We start from the raw sequence: 17,547 nt of genomic DNA, 5'->3' as shown, positions 1-17,547 counted from the left end.
AACAAGATGGACGCACGTAATTCCTGGGGTTCTTATCCCGACGCGCAAGGCCGCTTTGGCCAATTTGGCGGTCGCTTTGTCGCTGAAACCCTGATGCCCAACATCTTGGCGCTACAGCAGGCCTATGAAGAGGCCAAAGCCGATCCAAGCTTTCAGGAAACCTTAGACATTTTCTTGCGCGACTATGTCGGCCGACCAAGCCCACTTTATTTCGCTGAGCGTTTGACCGAGCATTTCGGTGGCGCAAAAATCTATTTCAAGCGCGATGAGCTGAATCATACTGGTGCCCACAAGATCAATAATTGTATGGGCCAGATTTTCTTGGCCATGCGTATGGGTAAGACGCGTATCATTGCCGAAACCGGTGCGGGCCAACATGGCGTAGCCACAGCGACGGTTTGCGCCCGCTTTGGTCTGCCTTGTATCGTCTATATGGGCGCGACGGACGTTGAGCGGCAAAGCCCCAATGTGTTCCGAATGAAGCTGTTGGGGGCAGAAGTCCGCCCCGTGGATGCTGGAACGGCGACGCTTAAGGACGCCATGAACGAAGCCCTGCGCGATTGGGTCACCAATGTGAAGGATACCTTCTACATCATCGGCACGGTCGCAGGCCCACATCCCTATCCCCAATTGGTGCGTGACTTCCAATCGGTTATTGGCCGGGAAACCAAGCAGCAAATGCTGGAACGCGAAGGTCGTCTGCCCGATGCTTTGGTGGCTTGCATTGGTGGGGGCTCGAACGCGATTGGTCTATTCCACCCCTTCCTCGAAGACGAAAGTGTGAAGATTTATGGTGTGGAAGCGGCAGGCCATGGCATTGAAACAGGCCTCCATGCGGCCGCTTTGACAGGCGGCCGCCCCGGCGTTTTGCATGGGAATCGTACCTATCTGTTGCAAAATGACGATGGCCAAATCATCGACGCGCACTCCATCTCGGCAGGCCTCGACTATCCAGGTGTTGGGCCCGAGCATGCGTTTTTGAAAGACACGGGCCGGGCGACCTATTTGTCGGCCACGGACGATGAGGCGCTGGAAGCCTTCCAACTCTGCGCCCGCTTGGAGGGCATTCTGCCCGCTTTGGAGCCATCGCATGCTTTGGCCCGGGTGGGTGAGATCGCCAAGGATGTTGGGAAAGGCGGGATTGTCGTGATGAACCTCTGTGGCCGTGGCGACAAAGACATTTTCACCATTGCCAATGCTTTAGGGGCGAAAATCTAATGCCAGTCGGACGTCTTTCGAACGCTTTTGCCCGCGCCAAAGCCGAAAATCGGGCCGCATTGGTTGCCTATGTGATGGCCGGTGATCCCTCGCTAGAAGTTTGTGCTGCCATTCTCGACGCCTTGCCAAAGGCGGGTGTGGATGTGATTGAGCTGGGCTTTCCCTTTACCGACCCGATGGCCGATGGCCCTTCGATCCAGCGTGCTGGGATTCGCGCTTTGAAAAATGGCACCACTTTGCGCAAGACCATGGCCTTGGTTGCCCAATTTCGCCAGAAGCATCCTGAAACGCCTCTGATCGTGATGGGTTATCTCAATCCCGTTGAGACCATGGGCTATGATGCTTTTGCACGCCATGCTGCCGACGTGGGCATTGATGGTGCGATCATCGTCGACGCCCCGCCTGAGGAGGATGCAGAGCTGCGCGCCGCCATGCAGGCTAGCGATCTTGCCTTGATCCGTTTGGCGACACCGACAACCGACGCCAAGCGCTTACCGGCGGTCGTCGCGGGCGTCAGCGGCTTTGTCTATTATGTCTCCGTTGCGGGCATTACGGGTGACAAGGCGATCGAGACTGCTGATATTGCTGAAGCCGTCGCGGAAGTGCGTCAGGCTTCAGGCCTGCCGGTTGCCGTCGGCTTTGGGATCAAGACGCCTGAGGCTGCCGCACGCACCGCCAAAATCGCAGATGGCGTGGTGGTTGGCTCTGCGCTGGTTGACGTGATCGCCAGTGCACACGAAACTGGTGGCGATGCTGCTATGGCTGCAGCTTTGTTTTGTCAGTCCTTGTCGCAAGCCATTGCGCAAGCCCGCTAGGAGCCACATGCATGAATAGCTGGATCGACCGTATCCGTCCGGGCATCAATAAGCTTCTGCAAAAGCGGGAAACGCCCGACAATTTGTGGGTCAAGGACCCCGATAGTGGCGAAATGCTCTATCGGGTTGATCTGGAAAACAGCCAATGGGTGACGCCTTCGGGCCGTCACATGCGGATTGGGCCCGAGCTCCGCTTCCGTTATTTGTTTGACGGCGAAAGCTGGCTGGCAGTCGACACGCCCAAAGTGGTGGAAGACCCGCTGAAATTCAAAGACGACAAGCGCTATGTCGATCGCCTGAAAGACGCACGCGCCAAGACAGGCCGCGATGATGCCATGGCCATAGGCTATGGCAAGGTTGGTGGCAATTACACCGTGGCCTTGGTGCAAGACTTCAACTTCATGGGGGGCTCGCTGGGGATGGCCGCGGGCGAAGCCTTTATCAAAGCTGCTCAAGAAGCACTCGACCGCAAATGCCCGTTGATCTGCTTTACCGCAGCAGGGGGTGCCCGCATGCAAGAGGGGATTTTGTCCCTGATGCAGATGCCGCGCACCACTCTGGCCATCGACCAATTGCGCCGGGCTGGCCTGCCTTACATCGTGGTTTTGACCGACCCCACCACTGGGGGCGTGACCGCCAGCTATGCGATGTTGGGCGATATTCATATCGCAGAGCCCGGAGCCTTGATCGGCTTTGCCGGACAACGCGTTATCGAACAAACCATCCGCCAGAAATTGCCACCGGGCTTCCAGCGCTCTGAATATCTGCTTGAGCATGGCATGGTCGACATCGTCGTGGATCGGCGCGAGCTGAAATCGACTTTGGCGCGCATCTTGGGCCTCTTGCGGGCTTAATTCGCTTGCGAACGCATCCAATTAATTGATATAGAAATATATCATTTGAACGGATCGGCACTGAAGTGGACTTAGCCCTTTTCACGCTCTTGCATCTTCTCGTCTTCGTCTATTGGCTCGGCGGCGACTTGGGCGTGTTTTATAGTTCCACCATTCTAACCAATCCCAAGCAATCGGCAGCAGCACGCATCGCGGCGGCACAAGTTTTGGCGCAGGTCGATATGGCCCCGCGCACGGCGATGATCTTGACCCTGCCAACAGGGCTGACCTTGGCCTCGCTCAAGGGTTGGTTGATCTTGGGGCCGCTCAGCCTTGCTTTGATTTGGACCTTTGGCCTGATCTGGCTCGTTCTCGCATGGGTGCTGCACGTGCGACACCTCGGGCCAACGTCGCTCGCGCGCCAAGCCGACCTTGCCATTCGCTGGGCTGTGATCGTCGTCTTAGCCATTCTCGCTTTGAACCTCTGGCCACAAGCACCAGCCTTACCACTTTTTCTGAAGGCCAAATGCGCCATCCTTGCTGCCACCATCCTGTGCGGCTTGTTGATCCGTCGGGCATTGGTTCGCTTTGGTCCCGCCTTTGGACGTCTTGTGCAAGAAGGCGCGAGCCCTGAGGTCGATCAAGAGATTGCGCGCGCTTTGGATGAAAGTCGCCCGCTGGTCGTCACCATTTGGCTTCTATTGCTCGGTGCGGCGTTTTTGGGCTTAGCTAAACCGCTTTAAAGGATCTTGATCATGGTTGAACCAGCTCCAACAATCTTGGCTCTTGCCAACCGTCTGGCTCAGCTGATTGGGGCAGAACATGTCTCATGCGACGAGGATACCCGCCGCGCGATGAGTGAGGATGTTTTCAGCCAAGGTGGTGTCGCAGGCATGGTTGTCGCGCCTGCCACCACCGAGGAATTGTCGCAAGTTTTGGAAGCTGCCCATCAAGCCGGGGCCATCATCGTGCCGCGTGGCGGCGGCATGAGCTATACCTCTGGCTATGTCACCGATCAGGCCGGAGCCGTCGTCATCGATATGCGGCGCATGGATCAGGTCATCTCGGTCAGTCCTGAAGACATGTTGGTGACAGTGCAGGCAGGGGCAACTTGGGCATCCGTGCAAGCCGCCCTAGCCCCACACGGGCTGCGCACCCCGTTTTGGGGGCCACTGTCGGGCATCAGTTCAACGATTGGTGGCGGCCTGTCGCAATTGAACGCCTTTTTTGGGGCGGGCATTTGGGGCACAACTTCAGAAAGCGTTACCTGTCTGACCGTGGTCTTGGCCGATGGCAGCATCTTGCGGACCGGCAGTGCAGGGACGACTGGTGGCAGCCCGTTCTTCAAACATTATGGGCCGGACTTAACCGGCCTGTTCTGCGGCGATTGCGGTGCGCTAGGCATTAAGGCCGAAGTCACCTTACGGCTGATCCCTTCGCCTGCCCACGAAGCGCACTTAAGCTTTGCAATGCCGGATTTAGCTGCAACAGCACGCGCCACAGCTGCAGTTGCGCGCACCAATTTAGCCAGCGAAGTCTGTGCCTTTGACCCCAATCTCGCGAAAATCCGTATGCGTCGCGCCAGTTTATTGCAGGACGTAAAAACCCTTGCCGCAGTCATTGGCGCGCAGAAAAATATGTTTGAAGGGGTCAAGCAAGGCGCGCGAATGGCCCTCGCAGGCCGTGGCTTTATGGATGATGCGGGCTTTACCTTGCATCTGATCACCGAAGGCGCATCGGCTGCCCAAGTCGAGGATGCAGCCCGCGCTTTGCGCGAGCTCGTGAAAAACCATGGCGGGCGGGAAATCGAAAACACCATCCCCAAAGCGATGCGCGCTGCACCCTTTACCCCGCTCAATAATGTTCTGGGTCCAGACGGCGAACGCTGGGTGCCGATCCATGGCATTGTGCCGCTGTCACAGGGTGAGCCTTGCTGGCAGGCTTTGGATGATTTGTTTGCTTCTTACGGCAAGGATTTTGAAGCACGCGGCATGACAAGTGGCTATTTGGTGACGACCATTAGCACCAATGGCTTTTTGATTGAGCCCGTCTTCTTCTGGCCAGATGCGCGCTATGGCATTCATGAGACGACGCTCGAACCGTCCTACTTGGCCAAAGTGCCCAAGCTGCCCGCCAATGCCACTAACGCGGCCTTGGTAGATGAAGTGCGGGGCAAAATACTCGATATCTTTGAGCGTTTCGGGGCAGCCCACTTCCAAATCGGGCGCACCTATCGCTATGCCCAAACCCGTGAGCCAGTCGCCTGGGCGCTTCTTAAGGCGATCAAGACCCATCTTGATCCAGATCATCGCATGAATCCCGGGGTATTAGGCCTATGAGCAGACGCGCCCTAGACGTCAAAAATCCACGCACAGGCCAAGTCGACTTTAGGATTGAGGCGGCAGACGTTGCGGCCGTCCAAGCGCTCGCGTCCCGCGCGCGCGGGGCACAGACGGCTTGGCAGGCTTTGGGTCTTGAGGGGCGCGCGCAAGCACTTTTGGCGTTTCAAGCAGCCGTTTCCCGCCATTTTGAGGCCATCCATACGGCGCTTGCCGAGGATACAGGGCGGGGCAAGATTGCGCGGCGCGAGATTGAAGGGGCTTTGGCAAGTCTGGGCGGTTGGGCTGCCCAAGCGCCCCATCTTCTGCCGACAGCTTGGACTGATGGACGCCTTGATCCACGCATGGCTCATGCCCCGCAATGGGTGCCCTATGCGCTGGTGGGCGTGATCAGCCCGTGGAATTTCCCGCTGACCCTGTCCATGATCGACACCATCCCGGCGCTTTTGGCTGGGTGCAGCGTGATCATCAAACCATCGGAAGTCACGCCGCGCTTTGTCTCGCCCTTACGCGCAGCGATTGCCGAAGTGCCCGCCTTAGAAGGCGTTCTGCAACTGATGTTGGGGGATGGGGGAACGGGCATAGCTTTGATCGATGCGGTGGACGCGATTTGCTTTACGGGTTCAGTTGCCACAGGCAAAAAAGTGGCTGTCCAAGCCGCAGGAAGGCTGATCCCCGCCTTCTTAGAACTGGGTGGCAAGGACCCATTAATCATCACAGAAACCGCAGATCTCGACCGAGCCGTTGCGGCCGCCTTACGCGGTTCGGTTTTGTCGACTGGCCAAGCGTGCCAGTCGATTGAGCGGATTTATGTCGCCCGCCCGCTTTATGAGGATTTTGTCGCAGGTTTGGTGACGGCGGCGAAAGCGGCACGCCTCAATCAGCCTGACCGAAATGTGGGCGAGATTGGGCCTATGATTTTTGGCAAGCAAGCACACATCATCGCAGCCCAATTGGCTGATGCAGTTGCCAAGGGCGCGAAAATCCTGACCGGTGGCGTTGTGGAGCATCATTTGGGCGGGGACTGGCTTGCGCCGACCGTCGTGGTCAATGTTGACCACAACATGGCCTTGATGCGCGAAGAAACCTTTGGGCCCGTTATGCCCGTCATGGCGTTTGATACGGTTGAAGAGGCGATCCAACTGGCCAATGATACCGAGTATGGCCTATCGGCGGCCGTGATTGCTGGCACTTTGGACGAGGCCGAAGCCATTGGTCGCCAGATTGAAGCCGGTGCCATCAGCTTGAATGATGCAGCTTTGACCAGCCAATTCTACGAAGCCGAAAAGCAGAGCTTCAAGGCCAGCGGCTTGGGCGGTTCACGTATGGGGCCTGCTGGCTTCCAGCGCTTCTGCCGTCGGAAAGCTTTGATCGCCAATAGGGGTGACGTGACGCCCTTAAGTGCTTATTCTGAAGAGACGTGATTTCGCTCTCGCTTAACTAAGGAAATCTTCATGCAGGACCCCGTCGTCATCGTTGGTTTGGCCCGTACACCCATGGGTGGGCTGTTGGGGGAATTGAGCAGCTTCAGCGCGAATGAATTGGGGGCTGTCGCCGTTAAGGCCGCCATGGCCGAAGCTGGCGTTGCGGGCGAAGATGTGGATTGGATCTTGATGGGCAATGTTCTGCCTGCTGGCCAAGGCCAAGCCCCTGCGCGGCAGGCGGCCCTCAAGGCGGGTCTGCCGATAGGTGTTGAAGCCACTACGCTGAACAAGATGTGCGGCTCGGGCATGCAAGCCACGATCATGGCCGCCAATGCCATAAAGGCGGGCGAAGCCAAAATTGTGATCGCGGGTGGGATGGAGAGCATGTCGAACGCGCCCCATCTGATGAAGACCCACCGCGGCGGCATGAAATATGGCCATGATCGGATCTTTGACCATATGGCACTCGATGGTCTGGAAGATGCCTATGAAGGCAAGCCGATGGGCTTTTATGCCGACCAAGTGGCCGGCGAGTATCAATTCACCCGTGAGGCCCAAGATGCCTATGCATTGGAGACGTTGAAACGGGCGCAAGCCGCGACTGCCTCTGGGGCATTTGCGCGCGAAATCGCCCCCGTCACCATTAGCGGCCGAGGCGGGGAAAGTGTGGTGGATCGCGACGAACTGCCCGCAAAGGCACGCCCAGAGAAAATCCCCAGTCTGAAACCCGCTTTCACCAAGGATGGTACCGTAACCGCGGCCAATGCTTCTGCCATTTCCGATGGTGCCTCCGCCCTTGTTCTGATGGCAAAATCGGAGGCCGAGGCGCGTGGGCTTAAAATCCTGGCCGAAATAGTCTCAAGTGCCGCCCATGCGCACGAGCCTGCTTATTTCACCACCGCCCCCGTCAAAGCCATGCAAAAGGCGCTGACCAAAGCGGGCTGGTCGGTTGAGGATGTTGATCTGGTTGAGATCAATGAGGCTTTCGCCATTGTGCCAATGATTGCCATGAAAGATTTGGGCATCCCGCATGAGAAGGTGAATGTGAATGGTGGGGCCTGTGCCTTGGGCCATCCAATTGGCTCGTCGGGCTCTCGCATCATCGCGACCTTGATCGCTGCAATGGAGGCGCGTGGGGCTAAGCGTGGTCTCGCTAGCCTGTGTATTGGCGGGGGTGAAGCCACTGCCATCTGCCTTCAACGCGCCTAAATCCTCGAAATTCGCGCGCCGTGGCTGGACAGAGCCGCAAATGCGCGCTGATATTTAGCGATGATTACGCCGTTTCGTTATGGGCTTTGCATTGGCTTTGCCCTGCTTCTTTGCCTCGCCCCGCCTTTGGTCTTGCCTGAGTCTGCAAGCGCGCAATCCTATGGCTATCCGATCGCTAATCCGCGCGTCCTTCAAGAAAGGCGCGAGCGTGAGGCGGCGCAAAGGGGTTCGATCTTCGACAATCAACCCCATGGCCCAATTGAGGCGTTACGCCAGGCGCGGGCGATGACCGGCGCGCTCGCGGCGATCAAGCCACAGCGCAAAGGCAATATCGACGTCTATGTGATCGCCGTTGCGATGGATAGTGATGCCGTTTTTGGTCGCGAAGCGGCAGAAGCCGCGCGCGTGCTGGCCAATCGCTATGATGCCGTTGGCCGTACCATCGTTCTCGCCAATGGGACGGGGGCTGCGGGGTCTGCGAAAGACCCTGTCGTGCCGGAAGGGAGCCCTGAACATCTTGCGCAGGCGTTGGGTCATATTGGTGAGGTGATGGATAAAGAGGAGGATGTCCTAGCTCTATTCATCACCACGCATGGGCATTGGAATACAGGTTTGTCGTACCGAGATGGCGACCGCGCGGGAGGTAATATTGCGCCCGAACGCTTAGGGGGTATGTTGAATGAAGTGGGGATTAAGAACCGCCTTGTCATCTTGTCGGCCTGCTTCTCTGGCGTGTTTGCGCCTGTTTTGCAGAACCAGTCGACGATCACCATGTCTGCAGCAACCGCCGAGAAGCCGTCCTTTGGGTGTCGAGCGGAAAATGATTGGACCTTCTTCGGTGACGCTTTCGTCAATCACGCGTTACGCAAGCCCATCGCCCTCAATGAAGCCTTTGCAGAAGCTCGAGGCATGATCACACGATGGGAAGTGGCTTCGCGGCTGGATTCGTCTAGTCCCCAGATCGATATTGGGCCACAAGCTCTTGTTTGGATGGACAAAATTGATGCCAAAATTCCAAAGGTGGCAGGTCAGCCGAAAGGTATGCCAGCGTTTGGCGTCGCGCCCCCGCCGCAGGAACGACCCAAGCCTGCCCCGCTATTGCCTAAGCCCTAGGTGCGCGCGACTGGGCCAATGACCCAGTGATCGCCGTCCACCCGCACTGGCACCGGTGTGAGTCCGCGGCCTTGGCCTGGGCCTCCCAGACAAGCGCCCGTCTTTGGGTCAAAGATTGCCATATGCGCGGCACAGATAAGGCCACCGGTTTCTGTGGTCAAAAACCTGCCATCAAATGTATCCAGTGGCCAACCGGCGTGAGGGCAGCGGTTCTCAAAGGCCGTGACCTCCTCCCCGCGCCGTACCACGAGGATTCGCCTTTGCGTGCACCCTTCAGTCACATCTAAGCCCAGAATTTGGCCATCGGAAAGATCGGATTGTCGCACGGACGCTAACGGCGGATTAAGTGTCTCTGGGCTAAGGGTTTGGTGTGGCATCCCTAGGCCTAATTGGCCCGTGCCAGAGGAAGCGTTATGTTGAACGACATCATGAACTTGCCCTTCGTCCATTCGGCCGTTTGGCTGTTGATCTGCGCCTGTTTGTTCGGCTTCCTGCAAAGTCTCTTCCCTCTCGACCCAACCCCGCGCCCGGTCCGTCGCGATATTTGGATGGATATTGGCTATTGGATGATCGGCCCTGTCGTCTACGGGGCGATCGGCACGTCTCTGATTGCGGGCGGCTATTACGTCCTGTTTGGCGGCAATATGGACGCCGCGGTTGAATGGAGCAAGACGGGCGCTTCATGGTTGGCGGACTGGCCCTTGTGGCTGCAGGCTTTGGGCGTGCTGATCGTCACCGATATCTCGCTCTATTGGACCCACCGCCTCTTTCACAGCCATGCGCTTTGGCGCTTTCACGCCATTCATCATGCGCCAGAAACTTTGGACTGGCTGCACTCGGTTCGCTTCCATCCGATTAATTTGATTTTCCACAGTCTCCTCGCCAATGCGATTGCTCTGTGGATTGGCTTCCCGCCCTTGGCTGTAGCGGTTCTGGCCCCCTTCAATATTCTTTACTCAACTATGGTGCACGCCAATTTGAACTGGACGTTCGGACCCCTGCGCCATGTGTTTGCAAGCCCGGTCTTCCATCGTTGGCATCACACGGGGGCTGATGAAGGTGGCTCGAAAAATTTCGCCGCAACCTTCTCCTTCTTGGACCACCTGTTTGGCACCTTCTATATGCCAAAGGATGAGAAGCCGATGAATTTAGGCCTGACAGAACGGGATATGCCTCCTAACTTGCTAGGGCAGTGGCTCTATCCCTTCATGCCGTCAGAACCACAACAGGCCGAAGCCGCGCCTGCGAAGCCTAAGACCGTCCAATAAGGCGTTGCGCCATCCGGTCGGCGACCACATCGGGTGTCAGACCTTCATCGGCGGCTTCTTCGAAGATTTGTTCCAAGGTCTTTGGGATGCGCTGAATATGCTCAACCACTTTGGTGGCGTCATATTCGCCTGACACCTCGTAGGACACATTGATGATGCCACCCGCATTGACGACATAGTCAGGCCCATAGAGAATTCCGCGCTCGGCCAAAGCTTGGCCATGGCGGGGCTCTGCCAATTGATTATTCGCTGCACCGCACACGATCTTGCTGCGCAATTTCGGGATGGTTACGTCGTTTAAAATGGCCCCTAGTGCGCAGGGTGCCAAAACGTCCACATCGGCACACAGAATGTCATCAACGCTAAGAACTTGTCCACCCGCCGCATCCGCTGCCGCTTGGGCGCGGGCGGAGTCCATATCGGCAATCAAGACTTCTGCGCCGTCTTGACCCAATTGCCGGGCAAGGTCCGCCCCCACCGCACCAGCCCCTTGGACGGCCACCCGTACGCCACGCAGATCATCGCGCCCCATAAAGCGTCGCACGCAGGTCTTGATGGAGAGAAGCACGCCAAGCGCCGTCATAGGCGAGGGCTCACCACCAAAACCTGCCTTAGGATCGCGGCCAAATACATGGTTGGTTTCCAGCGCGATTTCTTCCATGTCGGCCAAAGTCATGCCGACATCTTCTGCCGCCAGATAGCGCCCCGCGAGGCCTTGGATGGCTCGACCCAGAGCCTGCATCAATTGCGGCGTCTTATCGGCTTTCGGATTGCCAATCAAAACCGCCTTGCCGCCGCCGAGTGGAATACCAGCGAGGGCATTCTTGTAACTCATCCCGCGAGACAGCCGCAGCACATCGGTCAGTGCATCGTCCATATTAGCATAATTGGCCATGCGCACCCCACCGGCTGCCGGGCCCAAAAAAGTATTGTGGATACCGATAATCGCCCGCAGCCCTGTTTGATGGTCATGGGCAAAGACAACCTGCTCATGATGGTCGAACTCAACATGGTCAAATACTGCGGACATCACTTCTCGCCTTTTCAAGATGCGCTTACTTCTATCGTGCGCCCCCGGACCTGATTGCCGCCTCAGCGCGCGACACAGATAGAGCAGGGCAAGGGCGTGGCGCTGCGCGCGGCTTTCGACTACATCTGAATCTTGGAAGCAACCTTAGTCTGCACTTCCGGCGGTATTTTTGTGAAGGAAGATCAAGATGATCGCAAATCTGATTTTTGATCGCGATATGCAAATGGCGCTGGATTCGGTTGAGACCGATCGCACTGTCTGGAAAGCCAGACTGGAAGATTGGTGCCACATTAATACGGGCTCTCGCAATCTTGAGGGGCTGCAAGCCTTTCTTTTGAAGCTGGAAGACGCCTTCAGAATTTTGCCCGGCACTTGTGTTCGCAGACCTTTACAGCCCGAAGCAAGTGTCGATGCCCAAGGTCAGGCCGTCGAACTGGCCTTAAGCGATTCTCTGCATATTACGGTCCGACCAGAAGCTCCGATCAAGCTTGTGCTGACAGGCCATTATGACACGGTCTTCCCGGCCCATTCGACCTTTCAGAAAGTGCGCGAGATCGAGCCTGGTGTGGTCAACGGGCCGGGTGTAGCGGATATGAAGGGCGGTCTTTGGGTGATGTTGGAAGCGCTAAAGGTGTTTGAAACCCTGCCGTGCGCGTCCCAAATTGGTTATGAAGTCCTGCTCAGCCCAGATGAAGAAATCGGCTCCCCGGGCTCAGCCGCGCTCTTACAGGAGATAGGATCGCGCAGCGATGTGGGCCTGACTTACGAGCCGGCACTCGCCGATGGTTCCATGTCTGGGGCACGCAAGGGCTCTGGCAATTTCTCGCTGACTATCCATGGCAGAGCAGCTCATGTCGGGCGCGCCCATCATGAGGGACGCTCGGCCATTGCGGCGGCGGCGCGCTTTGTCGCGGGCCTTGAAGCGCTCAATGGCAAAGCGTCGGGTGTTACCTTTAATACGGGCCGGATAGACGGGGGCGGGCCAAACAATGTGGTGCCTGATCTTGCCGTAGTTCGGTTTAACGTCCGGGTGCCCGATGCCGAAGCGGCAGCTTGGGCGCAAGGCGAAGTGGAAGCCTTAATCGGCCAGTACGTGCAGGGCGCAGGCATCCACGCCCATCTCCATGGCGGCTTCAGCAGGCCGCCAAAGCCGCGAACCCCCGCCCAAGAATTGGTTTTCGCCCAAGTTGCGGCGGCGGGAAAAGCGGTCGGTCTAGAGATTGTCTATAAGGATACCGGTGGGGTGTGCGAGGGCAATAATCTTGCCGCCTCCGGTTGCGCCAATGTCGATACCTTGGGCCCACGTGGCGGATTGATTCATTCTGATCAGGAATTTGCCATTCTTGACAGTTTTCCAGAGCGCATCAGGCTGTCTTTGGCGATATTGGTAGGCTATGCCACGGGGCAATTGGATGCCAAAGCCCCTCGTCGCTTGCTGGCACAGGAATTGGGAACAAGTCCATGCTTGTAGTACGCCCCGCGCGGCTTGATGATTTTGATGCCTTTATGGGCTTTGCCCGCCGATCTGGTCCGGGCTTTACCAGCCTGCCCGAAGATGAGGCCCTATTGGCCAAGCGGCTGGAGAAAAGCCTCACCACCTTCTCCACCGAGGCCCCTAAAGCAGATAGCGACGGTGGCATCTATCTCTTGATGATTGAAAGCGCCAAGGGCGGAAAGCCGTTTGGCTGCGCCGCGGTAAAGACCAATATCGGCCGCGATGTTCCTTTCTTCAATTATCGCATCGTCACTTATGGGCAGGCCTCAAAAGCCGCCAATCGCCGCTTTGAGATGCGGGCTTTGACCATGGTCAATGACTATACAGGCTGCACTGAAGTGGGAACCTTGTTCTTAGAACCTGAACGACGCGGCGATGGTGCCGGGAAGCTCTTGAGCCTCTCGCGCTTTATGTTGATGGCCAGTTCCCCCACCCGCTTTCATGGCACGGTGGTGAGTGAGTTGCGCGGAATTGTGCATTTGGATGGCCGTTCGCCTTTCTGGGAAGTTGTGGGCCGCCCCTTCTATCGGATGGATTTTGATGAGGCGGACAAATTGTCGGCAACCAGCGACAATCAATTCATCATTGATCTCTCGCCTAAGCATGCGATTTATGTCGACCTTTTGCCTGATAGTGCGCGTGGGGCTATTGGCGAAACCCATCCCGACGGCGCACCCGCGCGGCGTTTGTTGGAGCGTGAGGGTCTACGCTTTGAAGGGGTGATTGATATTTTTGACGGCGGCCCACTTTTGGCCACACGGATCGAAGATACACGCACCGTGCGCGATTCCCGAATTCTTCCGTTTGTTGCGGGAGATGCCCATGGCGAGGATCGTGCCATGGTCTCGAACAACCGGGTTGAAGGGTTTCGCTGTAGCTTGGTGCCGGCCCGCCTTACGCCTGATGCGGTCATTGTGGCCCCGCAGGTTTTAGAAGCTTTAGAAATGGAAGACGGCCAAATGGGCCGTGTGCGGAGTTTTGATGTCTAACCAGTCTCACGGTGGTCTGTATCTCAACGGAGCTTGGCAGGCCGGGCTCGGCCCTCATTTTACCTCGATCGATCCTGCTAGCGAAGAAGTCGTATTCGCTGCCCACGCCGCGAGGGGTGTCCAGGTAGAACAGGCAGTCGCCGCTGCTCGCGCCGCTTTCCCAGCGTGGTCGAAAACACCACGCGCGGCACGCATCGCCATTTTGGAGGCTTATGGCCGCGCCCTTCAATCTAAAGGCCCCGCGATTGCCGAAGCCATTTCGCGAGACATGGGCAAAGCCTTGTGGGAATCGACGGCCGAAGTTGGGGCCATGGTTGGGAAGATCGCGATTTCAGTGCGTGCCTATGACGAGCGGACAGGCGTCAAGAGCGAAACAGCCGCCTTTGGTCGCACCGCTTTGGACCATCGCCCGTGGGGCGTGATGGCCGTGCTCGGCCCCTTTAACTTCCCTGGCCATTTGCCAAATGGACACATTGTTCCCGCTCTTCTGGCGGGCAATACGGTTGTTTTCAAACCTTCAGAACTGGCACCCTCTGTTGCGGGCTTAATGGTGGCGGCCTTTGAAGAAGCAGGTCTTCCCCCCGGCGTTCTCAATGTCGTCATGGGTGCGCGCGATACAGGGGCTGCGCTTCTCAGCGCTTCGGGCATTGATGGGGTGTTGTTTACCGGCTCTGCCACAACCGGCACAGCCATTCACCGCATGTTTGGTGGCCGCCCTGAAGTCATTCTCGCCCTCGAGATGGGCGGCAATAATCCTCTGATCATTTGGGACCCAGCCGATCGTGAAGCCGCTGCAGACCTGATTGTACATTCTGCATTTATCACGAGCGGTCAGCGTTGTTCGTGTGCGCGGCGCTTAATTCTGCCTGAGGGCCGCTTTGGCGACGAGGTATTGGAAGCCACGATAGCCAGGATCGAGCGTATGGTACTGGCACCCTGGAATGCTGAGACGGCGCCCTTTATGGGGCCAGTTATCCATGCAGGCCAAGCTGCGCGGGTTGGCCATTTTGAAGCCGAACTTATCGCCTTGGGCGGTAAGCCGTTGGTTAAGGCAAAGATTGGCGCTGAAGGTCCTGCCTTTGTGCGCCCGGGCATGATCGACATGACCCACGCCCAAGAGGCCGAGGATGAGGAATTGTTCGCCCCCTTTGCGCAAGTGTTCCGGGTAAAGACGTTTGAACAAGCTATCGAGCGCGCGAATGCGACGCGCTTTGGCCTTTCTTCGGGTCTTGTCAGCGACGATGCGGCATTGTGGGAGCAAGCGACGCTGAACCTGCGGGCGGGTCTGATCAATTGGAATCGACCAACGACAGGTGCCTCTTCGGCTCTGCCTTTTGGCGGGCCGGGACTTTCAGGGGATGGGCGCCCTAGCGCCTATTATGCAGCAGATTATTGCGCCTTCCCTGTGGCGAAGCAGGAAGCCGACCGGGCAGAGCGTCTCAGTGCGCCGGGCCTTTAAGTGAAACGGAATTCTAAGATGACTGCTTTAAGATTACTCGCTGCTTGCGCGCTTTCAGTTTGCGCGCTCGCGGGTTCAGCAAACGCGCAATCAACGGAGGCCGCCCCATCCGGCGCGGCCGTGTCTGTCGTTGAGCGCTATAGTATGGAAGACGTTTCGCAAGAACTCGCTCGCCGTCTATCGGCTTTGCCTGGTGTGCGAGGGGTGGAGCGTATTGACGGCATGGCCAATAATTTGCGCATAGTGACCCATTCTGATGTCACCGTCAGGCTTGATACATTGCACGCCCGCGTCAATCTGGCTGACGCCAATCCTGATGCTGAATATAGCCGGTTTGAAACCAATGTCCGAAAGCTGTTGGAGCAGCAAGACCCTTTTAAACTGGAGCAATTGCGCGTTGTCATCCGCACCACACAGGCCATTGACGCCTTTGAGGAGCAGACAGCAGCCCTCGGCGAACGCAATCTCGTTGTTCGCCGTCCTTTCTTGGAGGGGCTTGAGGAAGTTGTTGTGGGGGATACCCCGACGACCATTGCGCTGATGCCAGTTGGGCGTCTGGTGGATTTACAATTAGGTGCCACACAGGCCTTTGATCGGGCACGAGCGAACACGCTCAAAGAGTTATCTGGTGTCAAATGGACGGTGAATGAAGGGCTTTTAGAAGTCGATCAAACCCAACCCTATGCGACCAGCCTTTTGGCGCTCGATAGCGTGTGGACGACAATTCAGAAGCAATTGGGTGGTCCACTTGCTGTCGCGGCACCAACACGGGACACTCTAGTCGTTGGCCGGGCAGATCGTGCGCGCGACATGACCCGCCTTTCAGCCATTGCTGCGAGCGGTGTCGGCAGTAATGGTCGTTTGTCAGACAAAGTGCTGGTTCGCCAAGGTGCTGCTTGGATCGCACGCTAGCGCTTTTCGCGCGATTGGTGTGAAGTTTGCTTGTTTCCTCAGAGTAGCAAACACCTTCCCACTTTGGGACGGCTTGTACTTCTGTGTGGGGCGTATACGGGCATGGATCACTCCAAAGCTCAATCGGGTGAGCGGTTGCAATGGGAAGTCGGCAATCTGGCTTTAACTTGGCTGCAATTGAACCTGCGTCCCGGCATGCATACCTTAGAGACCGGTTGTGGTCAGTCTACTTTGGCTTGCCTCCAAGCTGGCTGCATTCACGAGGCCATCACGCCATCCGCCGATGAAATCGCCTCGATTCAAAACGTCGCTGAACAACGTGGTTTGGACTTGAGTTTGGTGCGGTTTCACCACGGCTTCAGCCAAGACATTCTCCCCCATTTGAAGGGTCATGAGGATTTGGACGTGGCGATCATCGATGGCGGTCATGGCTTTCCCCTACCCGGTATTGACTGGCTTTATATGGCCCCGCGCCTGAAAATCGGCGGAAAGATGTTGATTGATGATGTTGATCTTTGGACCGGCAAAATTTTGTTAGATGTATTAAAGCGCGAGCCCGGTTGGCGCGTGAACAAAATTCTGCATGGGCGGACGGCGATTGTCACCAAGCTCGCTCCTTTTGTGGCGCGCGACTGGCGGCAGCAACCGACTGTCGTGGCGCGTAGCTGGTTGCCGCAAGCGTGGCGTAAATTCACCGCAAGCGTCCAAATGTTGGTTGATCCGATGGAAGTGACTGCCGCCAATGAACAAGGTTGGTCGAAGCGCTAGACTTTTGTCACCAACATAAGCCCATCGCCAATCGCTACCATGGCGGCGCGCACGCGCGGGTCGGCTTTCGCGAAAGCGGCGAGGTCTCGCAAGGCGACGGTATCGGGGCTGTGGTCATGGGGGTCGGCAACCGCGCCGCTCCACAACATATTGTCAAACAACATAAGCCCACCGGTGCGAAGAAGCACTAGGCCCTTTTCGTAGTAATCGCGGTATCCGGGCTTATCGGCGTCGACAAACATAAAATCAATTTTGCCAGCATAGCCTTCGTTAGCCAAGGCGGTGAGGCTGTCGCCAGCAGGCGCAATGCGCAAGTCAATCGTGCTTTCAACGCCGGCCTGTCGCCAATAGGTTTGCGCCAGATTGGTGAATTCCTCGGAAATGTCAAAAGCAAATAGTTTGCCGCCGGGGCCCGCATTTTGGCGTAAGGCGAGCGCACTGACCAAAGCCGAATAGCCTGTAAAAACGCCAACTTCGACGGCTAGGCGTGCGTCGATCTGGCGGATTAAAAATCCCATAAAGGCGCCTTGTTCGGCGCTGATCTGCATCATGGCTTTGGGGTGACTGGCCGTTTCGGTGCGACAGGCTTTTAGGGCGGTGTGCTCGGCTGGATTGACCTCGGCAAGATAGTCGATGATCGGAGCGCTTAAGGTGAAGGAAGATGACATAATTGCC

At 57.2% G+C, this 17,547-nt stretch carries 17 protein-coding genes; 14 read left to right on the top strand and 3 right to left on the bottom strand.

What is annotated here, in order from left to right:
* Positions 1 to 6: 6 nt before the first annotated feature.
* The 8 genes from trpB (at position 7) to B7364_RS08145 (ending at position 8,951) form a co-directional block, all read left to right on the top strand.
* The gene (gene trpB / locus B7364_RS08180) at positions 7 to 1,218 is read left to right on the top strand and encodes a tryptophan synthase subunit beta (protein WP_085339519.1); all 1,212 of its coding nucleotides are present in this window, start codon (positions 7 to 9) and stop codon (positions 1,216 to 1,218) included.
* Positions 1,218 to 2,033 (top strand): tryptophan synthase subunit alpha, encoded by an 816-nt coding sequence (gene trpA / locus B7364_RS08175; protein ID WP_085339518.1) that lies wholly within the window; start codon positions 1,218 to 1,220, stop codon positions 2,031 to 2,033. The genes trpB and trpA overlap by 1 nt, the downstream gene beginning before the upstream one ends.
* A gap of 11 nt (positions 2,034 to 2,044) precedes the next feature.
* Positions 2,045 to 2,887: an acetyl-CoA carboxylase, carboxyltransferase subunit beta gene (gene accD / locus B7364_RS08170; protein WP_085339517.1), complete on the top strand. Its 843-nt coding sequence runs from the start codon at positions 2,045 to 2,047 to the stop codon at positions 2,885 to 2,887.
* A gap of 65 nt (positions 2,888 to 2,952) precedes the next feature.
* On the top strand, positions 2,953 to 3,609 hold the full coding sequence (locus B7364_RS08165) for a hypothetical protein (protein ID WP_085339516.1): 657 nt from the start codon (positions 2,953 to 2,955) through the stop codon (positions 3,607 to 3,609).
* A gap of 12 nt (positions 3,610 to 3,621) precedes the next feature.
* Positions 3,622 to 5,205 (top strand): FAD-binding oxidoreductase, encoded by a 1,584-nt coding sequence (locus B7364_RS08160; RefSeq protein WP_085339515.1) that lies wholly within the window; start codon positions 3,622 to 3,624, stop codon positions 5,203 to 5,205.
* On the top strand, positions 5,202 to 6,629 hold the full coding sequence (locus B7364_RS08155) for an aldehyde dehydrogenase family protein (RefSeq protein WP_085339514.1): 1,428 nt from the start codon (positions 5,202 to 5,204) through the stop codon (positions 6,627 to 6,629). Before B7364_RS08160 ends, B7364_RS08155 begins: the two co-directional genes overlap by 4 nt.
* A 30-nt stretch (positions 6,630 to 6,659) precedes the next feature.
* On the top strand, positions 6,660 to 7,838 hold the full coding sequence (locus B7364_RS08150) for a thiolase family protein (RefSeq protein WP_085339513.1): 1,179 nt from the start codon (positions 6,660 to 6,662) through the stop codon (positions 7,836 to 7,838).
* Positions 7,839 to 7,898: 60 nt separating this feature from the next.
* Positions 7,899 to 8,951 carry a C13 family peptidase gene (locus tag B7364_RS08145; protein ID WP_085339512.1) on the top strand — a complete coding sequence of 351 codons (1,053 nt, stop codon included), beginning with the start codon at positions 7,899 to 7,901 and terminating at the stop codon, positions 8,949 to 8,951.
* Here the strand turns inward: B7364_RS08145 and B7364_RS18395 are convergent.
* Positions 8,948 to 9,328 carry a Rieske (2Fe-2S) protein gene (locus tag B7364_RS18395; protein WP_157893588.1) on the bottom strand — a complete coding sequence of 127 codons (381 nt, stop codon included), beginning with the start codon at positions 9,326 to 9,328 and terminating at the stop codon, positions 8,948 to 8,950. The genes B7364_RS08145 and B7364_RS18395 overlap by 4 nt on opposite strands.
* Positions 9,329 to 9,364: 36 nt before the next feature.
* Between B7364_RS18395 and B7364_RS08135 the strand changes: the two genes are divergently transcribed.
* The gene (locus B7364_RS08135; protein ID WP_085339511.1) at positions 9,365 to 10,219 is read left to right on the top strand and encodes a sterol desaturase family protein; all 855 of its coding nucleotides are present in this window, start codon (positions 9,365 to 9,367) and stop codon (positions 10,217 to 10,219) included.
* Here the strand turns inward: B7364_RS08135 and B7364_RS08130 are convergent.
* Positions 10,203 to 11,249: a Leu/Phe/Val dehydrogenase gene (locus tag B7364_RS08130; protein WP_085339510.1), complete on the bottom strand. Its 1,047-nt coding sequence runs from the start codon at positions 11,247 to 11,249 to the stop codon at positions 10,203 to 10,205. The genes B7364_RS08135 and B7364_RS08130 overlap by 17 nt on opposite strands.
* A gap of 187 nt (positions 11,250 to 11,436) precedes the next feature.
* Between B7364_RS08130 and B7364_RS08125 the strand changes: the two genes are divergently transcribed.
* From B7364_RS08125 to B7364_RS08105, 5 genes are all read left to right on the top strand, one after another.
* On the top strand, positions 11,437 to 12,720 hold the full coding sequence (locus tag B7364_RS08125; protein WP_085339509.1) for a hydrolase: 1,284 nt from the start codon (positions 11,437 to 11,439) through the stop codon (positions 12,718 to 12,720).
* Positions 12,711 to 13,733 (top strand): arginine N-succinyltransferase, encoded by a 1,023-nt coding sequence (locus tag B7364_RS08120; protein ID WP_085339508.1) that lies wholly within the window; start codon positions 12,711 to 12,713, stop codon positions 13,731 to 13,733. Before B7364_RS08125 ends, B7364_RS08120 begins: the two co-directional genes overlap by 10 nt.
* A complete protein-coding gene (astD, locus tag B7364_RS08115) occupies positions 13,726 to 15,192 on the top strand; it encodes a succinylglutamate-semialdehyde dehydrogenase (RefSeq protein ID WP_085339507.1) in 1,467 nt (488 codons plus the stop codon). Before B7364_RS08120 ends, astD begins: the two co-directional genes overlap by 8 nt.
* 18 nt (positions 15,193 to 15,210) lie before the next feature.
* Positions 15,211 to 16,104 (top strand): hypothetical protein, encoded by an 894-nt coding sequence (locus B7364_RS08110; protein WP_157893587.1) that lies wholly within the window; start codon positions 15,211 to 15,213, stop codon positions 16,102 to 16,104.
* A gap of 102 nt (positions 16,105 to 16,206) precedes the next feature.
* Positions 16,207 to 16,872 (top strand): class I SAM-dependent methyltransferase, encoded by a 666-nt coding sequence (locus B7364_RS08105; protein WP_085339505.1) that lies wholly within the window; start codon positions 16,207 to 16,209, stop codon positions 16,870 to 16,872.
* Here B7364_RS08105 and B7364_RS08100 read toward each other — a convergent pair.
* On the bottom strand, positions 16,869 to 17,540 hold the full coding sequence (locus B7364_RS08100) for a class I SAM-dependent methyltransferase (RefSeq protein WP_085339504.1): 672 nt from the start codon (positions 17,538 to 17,540) through the stop codon (positions 16,869 to 16,871). The genes B7364_RS08105 and B7364_RS08100 overlap by 4 nt on opposite strands.
* Positions 17,541 to 17,547: the final 7 nt, after the last annotated feature.

The sequence above is a fragment of the Aquidulcibacter paucihalophilus genome (assembly GCF_002105465.1).
Lineage (GTDB): Bacteria > Pseudomonadota > Alphaproteobacteria > Caulobacterales > Aquidulcibacteraceae > Aquidulcibacter > Aquidulcibacter paucihalophilus.
This window is presented reverse-complemented; position numbering and strand designations above follow the sequence as displayed.

Coding starts and splice junctions, on each gene's coding strand:
- B7364_RS18395 (WP_157893588.1), bottom strand. CDS start 9,328: ATGCCACACCAAACCCTTAGCCCAGAGACACTTAATCCGCCGTTAGCG.
- B7364_RS08110 (WP_157893587.1), top strand. CDS start 15,211: ATGACTGCTTTAAGATTACTCGCTGCTTGCGCGCTTTCAGTTTGCGCG.
- trpB (WP_085339519.1), top strand. CDS start 7: ATGGACGCACGTAATTCCTGGGGTTCTTATCCCGACGCGCAAGGCCGC.
- B7364_RS08125 (WP_085339509.1), top strand. CDS start 11,437: ATGATCGCAAATCTGATTTTTGATCGCGATATGCAAATGGCGCTGGAT.
- B7364_RS08130 (WP_085339510.1), bottom strand. CDS start 11,249: ATGTCCGCAGTATTTGACCATGTTGAGTTCGACCATCATGAGCAGGTT.
- B7364_RS08105 (WP_085339505.1), top strand. CDS start 16,207: ATGGATCACTCCAAAGCTCAATCGGGTGAGCGGTTGCAATGGGAAGTC.
- astD (WP_085339507.1), top strand. CDS start 13,726: ATGTCTAACCAGTCTCACGGTGGTCTGTATCTCAACGGAGCTTGGCAG.
- B7364_RS08100 (WP_085339504.1), bottom strand. CDS start 17,540: ATGTCATCTTCCTTCACCTTAAGCGCTCCGATCATCGACTATCTTGCC.
- B7364_RS08120 (WP_085339508.1), top strand. CDS start 12,711: ATGCTTGTAGTACGCCCCGCGCGGCTTGATGATTTTGATGCCTTTATG.
- B7364_RS08160 (WP_085339515.1), top strand. CDS start 3,622: ATGGTTGAACCAGCTCCAACAATCTTGGCTCTTGCCAACCGTCTGGCT.
- trpA (WP_085339518.1), top strand. CDS start 1,218: ATGCCAGTCGGACGTCTTTCGAACGCTTTTGCCCGCGCCAAAGCCGAA.
- accD (WP_085339517.1), top strand. CDS start 2,045: ATGAATAGCTGGATCGACCGTATCCGTCCGGGCATCAATAAGCTTCTG.
- B7364_RS08155 (WP_085339514.1), top strand. CDS start 5,202: ATGAGCAGACGCGCCCTAGACGTCAAAAATCCACGCACAGGCCAAGTC.
- B7364_RS08135 (WP_085339511.1), top strand. CDS start 9,365: ATGTTGAACGACATCATGAACTTGCCCTTCGTCCATTCGGCCGTTTGG.
- B7364_RS08145 (WP_085339512.1), top strand. CDS start 7,899: ATGATTACGCCGTTTCGTTATGGGCTTTGCATTGGCTTTGCCCTGCTT.
- B7364_RS08150 (WP_085339513.1), top strand. CDS start 6,660: ATGCAGGACCCCGTCGTCATCGTTGGTTTGGCCCGTACACCCATGGGT.